Genomic DNA, 13,984 nt, shown 5'->3' with positions numbered 1-13,984 from the left:
TTTTCGTTAGGAGATTTATTGGAATAATTCTTGCTGATACTTGTGACATATCAGGCTAACTTTTTGCTAAAATTCATACGTTCCAATTAAAAACCAGAAAACAAACTCATGGAAAAATTCGTAGCAGTTTTGTTCGTAGAAGATACAGAGATCACATCGAACACCAAAAAAGAAGATATCAACCAATTCGAAGTGGAGTTTTACAAATGGAATCTACCGCGGGTTGGAGATCATCTCATGGTTCCGGATGCGTTGGGTGATGTTCACTTTTTTGTTGTGCTCAGCAAAACTTTTCTGATCAAAGATGGTGTGGTGGACCAGTTTAGTTATGTGGTGAAAAGGCATGGACATCCGAAGGAGTAGGTATTTGTGTGAGGTTAACAGCAGAAATTCCTGTCTACATAAGTCTTGTTCCCATTGGAGTTAATGTAATAGCATCCTCCCCGAGGTCCGGTATAAACAGGTTTTCCATTGTAGATTCCGCAGCTTGGATCAGTGGGGTTACCTGGGTTAGTCGGTGTTGTCGGATTTGTTGGTGTAGACGGACCAGTGGGTGAGCCTGGATTTATTGGATTAGGTGTAGACGGAATAACAGGTATAGGCTCTACTACGGAAACTACGGTCATTTTTTTAGCAAGATCCGTCGTACTTGTAATTACTCCTTGGGAGGCGCTCGTAGACTTTGAAATATCGCTTTTGCCTTTAATCTTGGTCGCAAGTGAAATAGTACCAGTAACCACTTCCTTGCTGATAATGATATCAATATTTTGATAAGCGTATGTCTTATAAAAAAGCGATTGTGGAAGTTTAGTATTGATCAAGCTGTCGGCCTTGCCTGAAACGGGATTTGGAAAATAGATACTGACCATGCTTGCATTTCCCGTAATGGTCGCCTCAAATAAATTCATGTAGCCATTAATTTGGTATATTCCTGTCAGGTAATTGTGTACAAACTCTGTCTGCAGTCCTTGCTTGTCTGAACGTATCATTGGTGTTATTTTGGCAGGACTTAATGCCTCAACGATAATTTTCTGCCCAGCAGAAATTTTCACTTCCAGATAGTTTTCTTTTGGACTTGTTACATCGTTATTGAAGGTGTAAAGGTCTTCATTCGAAATGTTTTCTATCGTGTATTTGTATTTGACTTCATTCTCCTGCGGATTATTCTGAAAAACAGGAGAGACTTTCTCTTTGGAGCAACCTAATATTGCCGCAATACAAAACAGGAGAATAAAATTGATAAAGGAAGCGGTATTATTTTTCATTTGGTCGGTTGAGTAAATAATATTTGAATACAGAGTATCAATTTGATTGGTATTAGAAAGCTGCCAATCGAATTGAATCTACAAAATTTTAAGAAACCGTCTGAGCAGTTAAAGTTGTTACCTCATTTTGCTCCGTGTCACTATATTTGATTTTCTGAGATAACTTTTTAAACGGTTTTTCTATCATTTTATACAAAAAATAAGAAACGATTACCGAAAAAAGGAATGCGACGATAATCATAGCATGTCGTAAAGATTCTGAATCTGAAAATCTTCGTGTAATATGCAGGAGCCGCGCACCAACTGGTGTATGAAATAGATATAGTGAGTATGAAATGTTTCCAAAAAAAGTACTCAACAGCGTCGGTTTTAAAGGGATCAGTATTACGGTTACAGTAAAGGCAACAACAATAATCTCCTCATAGGTATACCTCAAAAACAGAAATCCTAACACGGAAATTAGGGTTAGCGCAAGTTCCAGCTTTTCGGAAATTCCCGAAAAATAGCGATATAATAATATGCCGGTTGTGAAGAATATGGAAAAATTAAAGACAAAATTCCTGTTTAGGTAAAATGATGCCGCATTAAAAGCAATAAGTGTAGTAATCCAGACATAAGACTTTTTGTGACTGACCAGCGGGAACATCAGCGCGATAAGCAAATAATATTGAAATTCTATTGCCAGGGTCCAGAATACATGATTTAGCCATTCCTTACCCATGAAAATATTTAGGTATCCAAAATGATAGATGACCTGAGCATAGTCGATTTCGAATGGCTTTCCTACATAAAAGGGAGTCAACGTTGTGACAAAATTCAATAACAACGCCAGGAAAATGCAGAACAGATATGGCGGCTCTATTCTTATCAATCGCTTTTTGAAAAATGTTGAAAATTTTTGAATTGTATAATTCCCCTTCGCCATCGAGTAGGGGATTACTAAACCTGATATAATAAAAAAGACTTGCACCCCAAAATGACCAAAACTGAAAAAATGTTTGATCGGATCATCATTTTCCAGGTAATCAAGATTTGTTGTAAAGTGAAATAAACAAACAGAAACTGCCGCCAATCCTCTTAAATAATCCAGTGAAAATAAATATTTATTCATTAAGATTGATGTAGTTTAAATAGGTGAAAGGCGTCTTATTTATTGATCATTTTCTGAACCCATTGGCGGAAGTTTGAAGGGATGATTTTCCTCATCAATGTACCCGGTAAGTACATTTTATAGGAATAACCAACATATTTTATGGGTGTTCCCAGGTATGTGCTCTGAACTTCTTTGCCCGTTGAAATGTCAGTTACCTTTTGGATTGAAATTCTTTCCAGTGCCATATCCGTTTTCATCGGCCGGTAATAAGCGCAGTTTTCAAAATAGAAATGATTCACCTGTGTATATCTGGTGGAGCCTGGAATTGTAATTTTTTCACCTCCGTGAAGCAAATTAGCCGACCATATCAGTGCCTGCCCCTTTTTAAGATTCAGAACTTTCTTTTCCAGGTGTTTCTGCGCAACCAGTTCTTCAATGAAATCCTCGTATCGATTGTAATAATTTGCAAGCATATCTTCAATGGACGAGCTCGTCGAGCCTTTCATTCCCAGAATGGACAAATCATAAAATGGCAACCGATGGCTGGCAGGATAATAATGCAGCGGGCCATTACCGTCATGCACATCTTCCAGCGCTATCCAGACGCCAGCCATGTAACGCTCCGGCACAGAATTAAAATGGATGGAGTCGCTATGCGTTCTTTGCTGACTGCCCGTTGAAAAATTCAGTGTTTGGAAAGGAATCGGTCTTCTTTTATATAATATTTCGAGAATTTCGATCACACGAGGCGCAATAGCAATTTGCTTAACTGCTTCATGATCCTTCCAGGCATCCTGCAATCGGTTAGTATTATGTTTTTCAAATTCAGGCTTGATCTGTAATAATGCTTTTTCGATAAGTTCATCATCGATCTGCGGATCAATAATGACATACCCGTTTTCGGAATAAAATTTCACCATTGCGGTGGTTTCCAGATCAAGGTTGGCGTTTTTTAGCTCTTTTTCAAAAAATGGGGATTCCACCCAGGGAGTTTGCATCTGCATAGAGGATATAGAGAGAGTTCGATCAGTAAAAAAGTAAAATTTATTACCCCAGTAGTATTTTGTGTAAAACTATTTATAGAAAAAATAATATTACCTAAATCAAACCCCTCATTATTTGGAGTGTTTACCCCTCATTTTCAAATAATTCTACATTTTTAAGACGAATAGTCTTAGAATTTGTAACCTTACTGTACATTTGATTTACAACTCTCCTCAACAAATAATATGACAATAATCTCTACAAATACCCTAACATCTTTCAATAAGGACACGCCTATACCTCACGTATTTCTAATGAGGCTGACCAAGCGGGAATGGGAAGTGATTATCCATTTATCAAAAGGGCTGACTACGCCTGAAATTGCAGCCAAAATTTGTGTTGAACCCAAAAGCGTTGAAAATTACCGCGGACGCATTGCAGGTAAACTCGAACTGAAAGGGAGAAATAAACTGGTCTGGTTTTCGTGGAAAAATCAGGAGTTTTTAGAAAATTGGTACTCGGCTTCCAAAAAGAATTTTGATGTATTATGAATATTTGCGATTTTTTTGTAGTCTACGAAATCTGTAATTAGACTTCCGAAAATTCCCCTGATAGAAAAGATAAGCATAGATTAATTTCTTTTATCAGCATATATTTATTGTTTATCAATAAATATATGCTGATATTTGTGCTGTTAACTAAGAAAATAGCTAATCATGGAAATTAGGATCAAAACCAACCAGATTTTAAAAGTATTGCAGATACTTTCATGGATTATTTTTATCGGCCTATGTGTCGAAGCCGGTGGCACTGCCGTCAATACCATTATTACGCTTTTCATAAACCCACACGGAGTTTCAAATTTTTGGGAAGGAGCGGATTATTTGTCAAATCTTTATGTGTTTGACCGCGGACATTTTTTTGTTATCGCGCTTATCATGAACATTGTGGCAATTTTGAAAGCTATCATGTTTTACATCAGCGTAAAACTGTTCACGAACAAAAAGTTGAATATTGCTCAGCCTTTCAATCTGGAACTTAGGAATTTCCTTTCAAACCTGTCTTTTCTGGCGCTTGGCATTGGTCTGTTCTCATCTTATGGATTTAAGTATTCCCTGTGGCTATCGAAACAAGGCATCCAAAAAGCCGATTTACAAGCGTTGCACATTGCGGGAGGGGATGTATGGCTTTTTATGGCGGTCATACTTTTTATCATCGTGCAGATTATAAAAAGAGGAATAGAAATACAAAACGAAAACGAATTAACGATATAAAGGATGCCAATAATAGTTAACCTGGATGTGATGATGGCAAAACGTAAAATGTCGTTAAATCAACTATCAGAAAAAGTAGGTTTGACGCTTTCAAATCTGTCCATTCTGAAAACTGGAAAAGCAAAAGCCATTCGTTTTAGTACACTGGAAGCACTATGCGAGGCCCTGGATTGTCAGCCAGCCGATATATTAGAATATATTGACTAAGAGAAATCGGAATGTTCAATTCCGGGTAATGGATCATGGCGTCTTTGGTAAAAACCTTGATTTTTAGTCTGGCTTTGGGTAACTATGATTTCGTTCCGCCCGGAGCGCCACCGTCCGTGTAATTGCGCATATTCAAAATCCGATTTCAAAAACCTATTTTCGAAGAAATAAATCGCGGATATGCAGGCCGCCCGATTGTCGGATTTCTTTGAAAACCGGTTAGTTTTGAGATTCAAAACTTGTGAAAGCTAAAAACTTAAATAAATGGACAGCAATCAGGAAAAAAACGCCGCACCGGTATTACCTCTTTCAAAAGCTTTGGTAGCCAATGGTTTTTTATTTATTTCAGGCCAGATCGGATCAGCCGGCGGAAAACTCGTAACCACATCTTTTGCGGATGAAGTAAAACAAGTTTTAACCAATATTGAAACGGTACTAACCGAACACAATCTCACTTTTGATCATATTGTCAGCGTTACCATTTACCTCACCGATATGAGATTGTTTGACGAGCTGAACCTGGTGTATGGCCCTTATTTCAAAAACCGCTTTCCTACACGTACCTGCATAGCCGTTGCCGGTTTGCCTAAACTCGCCCGTGTTGAAATGACGACGGTTGCTACTTTGGTGCTGGAATGAGGTGATGGAGAGATGGATATTGATTTAGAGAGTTCTGTTTTGGAACTCTCTATTTTTTTGTTCGATGACTGAGTTGTAATTCTATCGTTTGGATTTTACCGTTAAATAGGTTTATCTTTTTTAGTTGTGTTAATAGTTGTAGAATTACTTCAAAGCTGCTCTCGAAAATGAAAGAATATTCTGTACTATTGAATCCTTCCAATTCAAGACCTTGTTTACTAAAAGAATATATTTTCGGTCTTGATAAGTATCTAGATATCTCGGATGTTACTGATAGCAGATTCAAAATGTCGGAACTCTGGAGAGGATCTTTCCGGATCTTCTTTAAATTTCACCGCGACGTCGCCAATTAGATACTTTTACTTAATAAAGACGGCGATACAACATTTAAAATTAACTACTCAAACCCAACGATGAAGAAACTCTATCCTCTATTTATTATTATATTTATACTGCAAAGCTGTGCATACAGGCCGGTCCCATTGAAAGGAGTTTATCAAAATGGCGCTGTAAAATCGAAAGTCGATTTGTCATTTGACAAGACTTGGGAAAAAGTGATTGACATGATTGCGTCAACTGGGGTATCGGTTAAATTGATTGACAAAGCAAGTGGGTTAATAATTGGAGAGTCAAGCTCTTTTTGGCAACTTGTTACTATTGAAGATAAAAAAGGGAAAATTATTGATCCAGATTTCTTCATTGTTAGAGAAAGAATGCCAACAGAAAGTAGCCCGCTTCCAGCAAATGCGACTGCGACATGGAACTTACGAGTAAAGTCGTTAGCCACCGAGTCATCTGTTATCAGCGTAAAACTTCATACGATAAGAATTGAAAGGCCAACATCAGCATTACAATTAAAGGGTTTATCTACCGGAAACTTTGAAAAATGGATGATAGATGAGATAGTGACAGGTGATAACTGACCTTTTAATGCAAAATAGTATTCTCAAATCCCTTCCATGAAAAAACTAATATACCTCCTTGTATTTTTAACTTTTGGATGCAGCCCTAAATATGTCACTCAATATGTACTGATAACTACGGAGCCTATGCCGGTTCATGGCCCGAATAGTATTGAAGATACGAGATTTGAGGATATGATGGCCGGCGATACAATAGAGTTCTTCGCCATGAATCGCAAAGGTAGTTTGGTTAATGATGGACCCGTTCGATATAAGACAATGGAAGTCTTTACCTCTGGAATTCTGAAAAGGACCAGGCCTCATTCAAAGAACAAAATTGCCGTTAGAGAATTTGAAAAGTTCCACTATGATTATGCTCCGCATTTATACAAAAAGCATTTTAATCTTTATGGTTACGTAAAGCCAGAACCTCAATCTAGATCTAATTCGATCAATGATTCTCACACTCCGTATCATTCGACTCCAACGAGTGGAGCACCTATACATACGGGACCGAGAGGTGGAAGGTATTATATAAATGGGAATGGCAATAAAACGTATTTAAAAAGGAAATAACCCTTTACAATTAACGCTCAACCCCAGCACAAGTAAAATGATAATTACGGCAGAAATCAAGGATTTAATTTTGCGGCACTATGTCGATAACAATGAAATTGGTTCACGTATAGATTTAGGACGAGACGAAAAATTTCACGGTATTGGTGGGAATACTTTGAAAGAAATTCTAAGAAAATTCGGCCGTGATGGGCTGATTCGCATTGACAAGACTGGAATTGAATCAGGATTTTCGCTTAATGTCGAGGCCAATGATTTAGTTTTGGAAGGTGGATATCACGGTAGGTTTCAAATGTTTCAAGCCAGCGTTGAAAAGCTGCTCACAGAAGTTGATAAATTAGATGCAAAAGACGTAAAGGCGGGTAATGAGTTAAAAACGATCCGGATGAAATTAAAGGACTATTTAGATATAATAAGTAAGGTAAGTACTCTTGCCAATAATTTCGGCGATGCTATATAGAAAGCTATTTTTTTTCGTAATAGTGGTAAAAGACTGGTAATACGCGGTGTCTTCATCGCATGCGGGGAAATTATATCAAATATATTAAGTATTTACCAAAGGATCGAGGAAAGTCAAAGAGGTCTAATCCGTTTTGTTTCTTATCCTCAGAGAATACCAAGAACTACGCGTTGTAAAGAAAGTGTTAACGTTTTTTTTTAAAAAAACTCCTAACTAATTGATGAACAATTTGTCAGGAGTTTTACTGTACCCCTTCCCGGACAATTGTCGAACCATTTGTTAAAAGATTTAGAAAAAATAGTTAAGCTGATAGCAAAAACAATTGATATCAGTTATGATTGTAGCTGGTATCTTTTAAATGGTAAAGATGATTTTTCCCTTGTTCGAAAAGATATTTAATCAAGTGTATTATTTCAATTTACAGACGTTGACGTTTTGGGAGGTTAGTGATTGTTAAATAATCCTCATAAATGTTGTTTATAATCAACAATTCAACTATTATTGTTGATTATAAACAACATTTATGAATAATAGAAAACAGACTCTACTTCCCAGATTTGCAAAAATCCTTGGACAGCTGGGTGAGAATATTAAACTGGCACGAAAGAGACGTAAGCTAACTACCATACAGGTCTCTGAAAGAGCTGGTATTGACAGGACCACATTATATCATATCGAAAAGGGCAATCCAAGTGTATCATTGGGCGCGTATTTCAATGTGCTCAGGGTTCTTGGGTTACAGGATGATTTTTTGAAACTGGCTTCTGACGATATATTTGGAAGAAAATTGCAGGATTTGGAATTGATCGGCAAATCATAACACAATGACAGAAAAAATAAAGAGTCTAATCGATTTTGAACCAGAAAATTCTCTTCTAGATTTTAAGAGAGATCAATATGAACTTGGAAAATCGTTAAAGAAAAATGAAGTTATTAAGGATATTATGGCAATGGCTAACCATTTGTCAGATGATGATAAATTTATAATAATTGGAGTAAAGGAAAAAAATGGGATAAAAGAACTCTTTCCAATAGAAAAAGTTATAGATGATGCTGACTATCAGCGCTTAGTTAATGATAATGTAGAGCCAACTATAAATTTTGAATACAAATTGTTCGAATTTAATGGTAATAGACTCGCGTATTTTAGGATTTTCGACAATCATGATCGACCATATTTGTTCAAAAAGGACATAAGTGGCACTGCTGAAACTCAAAATTTCAAGAAGGGGGATGGTTTTATGCGAAAGGGGACTTCTACGTTTAGAATTGGCCGTACAGAGCTGGACTTGATTTACAATTCTAAAAATGTTCGAAAAGATAGGAAAATTGACTTGGAGATTACTCACCAATTTAGCACTCATTATTTTTCTTTGACCAAAACTTACCCTTATTTGGATATATCAGTTCGAAATAAATCAAATGAATCTATAAGTTTCGATGCAGAACTAATCATCTTAAAAAATAATCTGGAAGTTAAGTCTGAAGGTGCTATTAAGGACGACAATATCAAGCGTGCTCCCCATGTAATGTTTATTCCAGAAATATCCTACCGCGCAAGCATTAAGGAATTTAAAGACAGATATCAGATTGCAACTATTTTTAAGGGTATAACTTTAAGACAGGCTGACCGTTCGGAAGATATTTTTGGAAAGAATACGATCTTAGTCTTTAAAGAACCTCAAAATTTTAGAGCTATTTTGACACTTAGATGTGATGACTTTACCCAAGGTCCACTTGTTTATAAAATTGATACAACAATATCCAACGACCGGGACAAGGGTTACCTTATGTAATTTTCATGTTATATCAATTAGTTTCTTTTTAATTTCATTAGCTAAGCCATTTATATTGATAATCAGCATAATAAAGGAGTGCGGTACAGGCTTCTTCGTAGCCTTATTGAGCCACAGGTATATTGTATTAATGACACTTACTTGAATTCGGCATTCATTCGGTATAATTCATGGTAATAAATCATAGAAGAAAATCTATTAACAACAAATTGCGTTTCATGGAAAAGAACGAATCGTGAAGTAAATCCTTTGTTTTCATCAGCATCCTCAATCATTGCACTATTAACTAATATCGTTGAATTATCATTAAACAGTGTTTTTACTAAGATTTCAAACTTTGATGTTTGCATTATCGCAGCCATTTCACTATTAATGCGTTTAATTTGATCTTCGTACTTAATCGTTGCTCCAGCATTCATTACAAATTCGCAACCTTCCATTTCGGCATCAAATCGGTATGTTCTATCTTCTAGGTAAGGACCTCTGAATATTGGAATTCCTCCATTTTCATGAAGATTTCCTATTACTAATCCTCCGGCAGATAAATTAACTACGAGATTGCTGTCGATGAAACTTTGAAATTCTAGTTCTGTATATTGCCTTTTCATAGGGCCATTCACATTAATAGGTCTACGATACAGTGAATCATATTTAATTACTAGAAGAATTTAATACAAAAATTTAGTATCTCGGGTGGATAGCCTAAAATAAATCTACGCTTCTAGGGAAGAACCGAACACAATAAAGAAAATTACGAAGTTAAACACTTTTTAGAAACCAGACTGTTCAATTAAGAAAATGATATTGCTACCTGCCAAATTCATAGCATAACGAGTAAGACCATCATCAACAGCCTGCGGCGACTGGCCTTGACCATGACCTCCAACCTTGTTTCTAATTGTTGGAATACCGCTCTCAATTAGACTTACAAGTGAAGTAAATTGATTTTGTGAATACGACGGAACTAGGTTATTCGCGAAACAGATTTGTATTAATTTTTTGGCAGTATCGGTATGATTATATGCCCAAGCCTTTTCTTCGCAGATAGTTTTTAAAGTACTTTCAAATGCTTTTAAGCATTCGGTGATACATTCCTTGTTTCGGCCGTGTCTGTAATGCTCGTGCGCCTTTAAGTACTCCTCGTTTGCTCCTTTGAATCGCTTGTGTGATAGAAATACTAAGGTAGGCTTAGTGATCTCACTATGAATGTAGGTTGAATCAACTTTCACTAACAAGCCATTACTAAATTGATATCCTATGCTGTTCTCTTTAAACCTTTCGTTAAGTTCTTCTATCGCATCAGCACTGGTAATTTTACATTGACCATGGTATTGTCTCGAATCATAATATTGATTTATGCCACCGCTAATAAATCGAAAAAAAAGCTCAATAACATCTACAACATAATCAATTTTTGTCTGAGTTAAAAAATAATTAATTAGCCGGATCTCATAATATTGATTTGGATCTCCAATAACTAAAAGTTTGTGCTCCCGACAAAGTATACCATGTATAACTTTATAGAATTCCTCAGAGTCATCGATTGAATAACTGCCATCAAAACGCGTTCCTACCGCATCTCTAATTATATGCACAATTTGATTACGTAATCCTTGTGGTAAATCGTAACTAAAGACGTCAAGGTTGCCTTCTGAGTTCGCCATCTTTTGGCGCTTAGAAAATAGATTGAAAATGCCCATCGTAAGAAATGCGTAACCTTTCGCTTAACAGATAAAAGTAAAAGAGCGCAAACAATTGAAATTCAATTACTTACGCTCTTTAAATGTACCCGGAGCCGGAGTCGAACCGGCACGAGTGTAACCTCATTGGTGTTTGAGACCAACGCGTCTACCAATTCCGCCATCCGGGCATTGTGTTGTGTTGGGAGTGCAAAAGTAGCGAGAAAATTAGTTTATCCAAATTTTGACAACTAAATATTTGGATAAATTTTTCTATTCATAACGCAATGCTTCGATAGGGTCTAAGCGTGAGGCTTTTATGGCCGGATAAATTCCTGAAAGTACACCCACAATGATGCAGACTGCTATGCCCAAAGCCATCCAAAGCCAGGGAACGACAAAAGAACTGCCTTCACTGATAGAATTTGAGATTACGTTTCCGATGATGATACCTAAAAATAATCCGGCAATTCCACCGATGATACAAACTACAATCGCTTCAATCAGAAATTGAAAACGGATTACTTGTGGCGTGGCTCCAAGCGATTTTCTGATCCCAATTTCGCGCGTGCGTTCCGTGACAGACACAAGCATAATGTTCATCAACGCGATTGATGCACCAAGCAGCGTGATGATACCAATTCCAAAGCCTCCGATCCTAAGGTACCCCGAAATATTCTCAAAGTCTTTGGCCATGGCATCCGCTCGTTCAACAACGAAAGAATCTTCATTGCCCAATTTATCGCCCCGCACACGGCGCATCAATCCTCTGGCTTCTTCCAGAATCATCTCGCCGTCTGTAATACTGGGAGCAGAGGCCGTTATGTTATAGGTCAGCGCACGGTTTGCTGCCAGTCCGCGACCGCTGGCCAGAGGAATAATGATCACACGATCCGAATCCGTTCCACCGCCCATGGAACCCTTCTTTTGCAGAACGCCGATGATTTTATATTTAGAGCCCATGAACGTAATTTCTTTGTTCACCGGATCAAGCTGGTCAAAAAGATTTCTGGCTATTTCCTGTCCCAGAACCGCCACGTTCAAGGAATTTTCAAGGTCATTTTTATTTAAATTTCTTCCAAAATCCATTTTATATCCGTTGATCGCCAGATATTGTTCATCTGCACCGATCACGGTACTGTTCGGATTTGTTTTTTTAGAACGATAATTTGCCTGAACGGCACCACCAATATTGGCAGAAAGTGAAACCGTCGCTTTAAAATCGTCACGAAACCGGTCGGCAAATTCGCTGGCTTCGTGGTAGTCGATCACAGGATAACGTTTTTCTCTCCTGCCTCCTGACCGGAAATTATTTTGCTCACGATTCTGGACCGTAAACGTATTCGCCCCAAGATCGGCAAAGCTGCTGTTTACAGAATTTTGAATACCTTCAATAGCTGTCAATATCCCGACGAGCGACGTAATACCGATCGCAATAATCAATGCAGTAAGTACAGTCCGTAATAAATTAGACTGAATGGAACGCAGGCCTTCGTCTACATTTTCTTTAATATTCATTGTATAATGATGCTTTACGTGCCATATTTAATAAAATTACATTTATTCAGGCAAAAAATGCGCTTTGATAAGTGTATCTTTCGTTATAGTCTGAGGAAAAACTTTTCAGTTGTCGACTTCAAAATCGGTAATCCTGGAATTTATAGGGTAGCAGAAGATCTTTAAAACCTGGTTTCAGGGTCGGGAAATTCTGTTTTTATTAATTTGTAAAGCTGCACATGATGCGTGAAAGAATCAAACCAATGGTACGGCTCTTTGCTCCGTTTATCATTTTTTTAGCGATTTCTGCCCAAACTCTGGGTAACAGGCTGCTGATTCCGATGGATGAATCTCAGAAAAACCATTTAAAGGCATACGGAATAGCTTACTGGATATTGAAAAGTTACGAAATGGAAATGGACTGGCTTTTAAATTATCGTGGCGGAAGTTTCATGGTGGCTTACAACCAGCAGTTCGCGTCGGAAATGACCGTTCGTGGCGTAAGTTTTGAAGTGATTTCTGACGGTCAGGCGAGTCAGATACTAAGCCAGATCAGTGCGCAGGATGTGAATATGGATGCGGTAAAATTGCAAAAGGCGCCGAAAGTTGCCGTGTATTCTCCCAAATCAAAATTACCATGGGATGACGCCGTAACATTGGTTTTGACTTACGCCGAAATCCCTTATGATGTCGTTTACGACGACGAAGTTCTGGGAGGAAAATTGCCGGAATACGACTGGCTCCATTTACATCACGAAGATTTTACCGGGCAGTTTGGCAAGTTTTTTCAATACAAAGATTATCCGTGGTATCGTGAACAAAAGCGAGAAGCGGAAGGTATTGCGGAGAAATTTCAGTTTTCCAACGTGCCTCAGATGAAGCTGGCTGTCGCAAAAAAAATCTCGGAATTTGTTTCGGGCGGCGGGTTTATGTTCGCGATGTGTAACGCAACCGATACTTTTGATATAGCCCTGGCTGCTGAGGGTGTGGATATTGTGGAGACAATGTACGATGGCACGCCAGCCGATCCGACTGCAAACTCCAAGTTGAATTATGGAAATACTTTTGCCTTCCAGAACTTCAAAACAATTCCTTATCCGTATGAAATTGAATTTTCAGATATAGATAATCAGCCGGAGGAGCGGGGGCTTTCTGAGCCGAATGACTTCTTCTCTTTGTTCCAGTTTTCAGCGAAATGGGATCCGGTCCCGAGTATGCTGACGCAAAATCATCAGACCATCATCAAAGGTTTTTTGGGACAAACAACCGCATTTAAAAATCGTTTTGTGAAACCGGAAGTTGTTGTGCTTGCAGAAAATAAAGCGGCGGGAGAGGCAAGATATATTCACAGTACGCATGGAAAGGGTTTTTTTACTTTCTACGGCGGACATGATCCGGAAGATTATCAGCATCGGGTGGGCGAGGAACCGACAGATTTGAATTTACATCCTAATTCGGCAGGTTATCGTTTAATTTTAAACAATATACTTTTCCCAGCTGCCAAAAAGAAAAAGATGAAAACCTGAAATTTCAGATTTTTAAAAGTTCGAAAACAAACAGACCGTGCATAATCGCACGGTTTTTTCTTTTTAAAAATAATACAAATATCTGT

The 13,984-nt window shown here is 37.8% G+C and carries 17 protein-coding genes and 1 tRNA gene; 11 read left to right on the top strand and 7 right to left on the bottom strand.

Annotated elements, in window-relative coordinates; translation table 11 throughout:
* Window positions 1–108 precede the first annotated feature (108 nt).
* On the top strand, window positions 109–363 hold the full coding sequence (locus tag AC1XUO_RS12445) for a hypothetical protein (RefSeq protein ID WP_483330127.1): 255 nt from the start codon (window positions 109–111) through the stop codon (window positions 361–363).
* Window positions 364–377: 14 nt separating this feature from the next.
* Here AC1XUO_RS12445 and AC1XUO_RS12440 read toward each other — a convergent pair whose 3' ends face one another.
* The 3 genes from AC1XUO_RS12440 to AC1XUO_RS12430 all read right to left on the bottom strand — a co-directional run bounded on the left by AC1XUO_RS12440 (window position 378) and on the right by AC1XUO_RS12430 (window position 3,362).
* A complete protein-coding gene (locus AC1XUO_RS12440; protein ID WP_483330125.1) occupies window positions 378–1,265 on the bottom strand; it encodes a hypothetical protein in 888 nt (295 codons plus the stop codon).
* A gap of 88 nt (window positions 1,266–1,353) precedes the next feature.
* Window positions 1,354–2,376, bottom strand: coding sequence for an acyltransferase family protein (locus tag AC1XUO_RS12435; protein WP_483330124.1), 1,023 nt, complete (start codon window positions 2,374–2,376; stop codon window positions 1,354–1,356).
* A 35-nt stretch (window positions 2,377–2,411) separates the two neighbouring features.
* Window positions 2,412–3,362: a phytanoyl-CoA dioxygenase family protein gene (locus AC1XUO_RS12430; protein ID WP_483330123.1), complete on the bottom strand. Its 951-nt coding sequence runs from the start codon at window positions 3,360–3,362 to the stop codon at window positions 2,412–2,414.
* A 225-nt stretch (window positions 3,363–3,587) separates the two neighbouring features.
* Here AC1XUO_RS12430 and AC1XUO_RS12425 point away from each other — a divergent pair, with 225 nt between their 5' ends.
* From AC1XUO_RS12425 to AC1XUO_RS12385, 9 genes are all read left to right on the top strand, one after another.
* Window positions 3,588–3,893 (top strand): response regulator transcription factor, encoded by a 306-nt coding sequence (locus tag AC1XUO_RS12425; protein ID WP_483330122.1) that lies wholly within the window; start codon window positions 3,588–3,590, stop codon window positions 3,891–3,893.
* 165 nt (window positions 3,894–4,058) lie between these two features.
* Window positions 4,059–4,616, top strand: a complete 558-nt coding sequence (locus AC1XUO_RS12420) for a hypothetical protein (RefSeq protein WP_483330121.1) — start codon at window positions 4,059–4,061, stop codon at window positions 4,614–4,616.
* Between the two features lie 3 nt (window positions 4,617–4,619).
* On the top strand, window positions 4,620–4,823 hold the full coding sequence (locus AC1XUO_RS12415; protein WP_483330119.1) for a helix-turn-helix domain-containing protein: 204 nt from the start codon (window positions 4,620–4,622) through the stop codon (window positions 4,821–4,823).
* 264 nt (window positions 4,824–5,087) lie between these two features.
* Complete coding sequence (locus tag AC1XUO_RS12410) at window positions 5,088–5,462, top strand: Rid family hydrolase (RefSeq protein ID WP_483330118.1); 375 nt, start codon at window positions 5,088–5,090, stop codon at window positions 5,460–5,462.
* A 413-nt stretch (window positions 5,463–5,875) separates the two neighbouring features.
* On the top strand, window positions 5,876–6,385 hold the full coding sequence (locus AC1XUO_RS12405) for a hypothetical protein (protein ID WP_483330117.1): 510 nt from the start codon (window positions 5,876–5,878) through the stop codon (window positions 6,383–6,385).
* A 36-nt stretch (window positions 6,386–6,421) separates the two neighbouring features.
* Complete coding sequence (locus AC1XUO_RS12400; protein WP_483330115.1) at window positions 6,422–6,940, top strand: hypothetical protein; 519 nt, start codon at window positions 6,422–6,424, stop codon at window positions 6,938–6,940.
* A gap of 37 nt (window positions 6,941–6,977) precedes the next feature.
* Entirely contained in the window at window positions 6,978–7,400 is a 423-nt protein-coding gene (locus AC1XUO_RS12395; protein WP_483330113.1) for a hypothetical protein, read from the top strand.
* 523 nt (window positions 7,401–7,923) lie between these two features.
* On the top strand, window positions 7,924–8,220 hold the full coding sequence (locus tag AC1XUO_RS12390; RefSeq protein WP_483330111.1) for a helix-turn-helix domain-containing protein: 297 nt from the start codon (window positions 7,924–7,926) through the stop codon (window positions 8,218–8,220).
* A 4-nt stretch (window positions 8,221–8,224) separates the two neighbouring features.
* Window positions 8,225–9,196, top strand: coding sequence for an AlbA family DNA-binding domain-containing protein (locus AC1XUO_RS12385; RefSeq protein WP_483330110.1), 972 nt, complete (start codon window positions 8,225–8,227; stop codon window positions 9,194–9,196).
* Between the two features lie 137 nt (window positions 9,197–9,333).
* Here the strand turns inward: AC1XUO_RS12385 and AC1XUO_RS12380 are convergent, their stop codons facing one another.
* From AC1XUO_RS12380 to AC1XUO_RS12365, 4 genes are all read right to left on the bottom strand, one after another.
* The gene (locus tag AC1XUO_RS12380; protein WP_483330109.1) at window positions 9,334–9,804 is read right to left on the bottom strand and encodes a hypothetical protein; all 471 of its coding nucleotides are present in this window, start codon (window positions 9,802–9,804) and stop codon (window positions 9,334–9,336) included.
* Between the two features lie 162 nt (window positions 9,805–9,966).
* Window positions 9,967–10,896, bottom strand: coding sequence for an STM4504/CBY_0614 family protein (locus AC1XUO_RS12375; RefSeq protein ID WP_483330108.1), 930 nt, complete (start codon window positions 10,894–10,896; stop codon window positions 9,967–9,969).
* 86 nt (window positions 10,897–10,982) lie between these two features.
* Window positions 10,983–11,066 (bottom strand) — tRNA-Leu (locus AC1XUO_RS12370).
* Between the two features lie 82 nt (window positions 11,067–11,148).
* A complete protein-coding gene (locus AC1XUO_RS12365; protein WP_483330107.1) occupies window positions 11,149–12,393 on the bottom strand; it encodes an ABC transporter permease in 1,245 nt (414 codons plus the stop codon).
* Between the two features lie 242 nt (window positions 12,394–12,635).
* Between AC1XUO_RS12365 and AC1XUO_RS12360 the strand changes: the two genes are divergently transcribed.
* The gene (locus AC1XUO_RS12360) at window positions 12,636–13,898 is read left to right on the top strand and encodes an asparagine synthetase B (RefSeq protein WP_483330401.1); all 1,263 of its coding nucleotides are present in this window, start codon (window positions 12,636–12,638) and stop codon (window positions 13,896–13,898) included.
* Window positions 13,899–13,984: the final 86 nt, after the last annotated feature.

The sequence above is a fragment of the Dyadobacter sp. HNCC25DJ186 genome (assembly GCF_056895235.1).
This window is presented reverse-complemented; position numbering and strand designations above follow the sequence as displayed.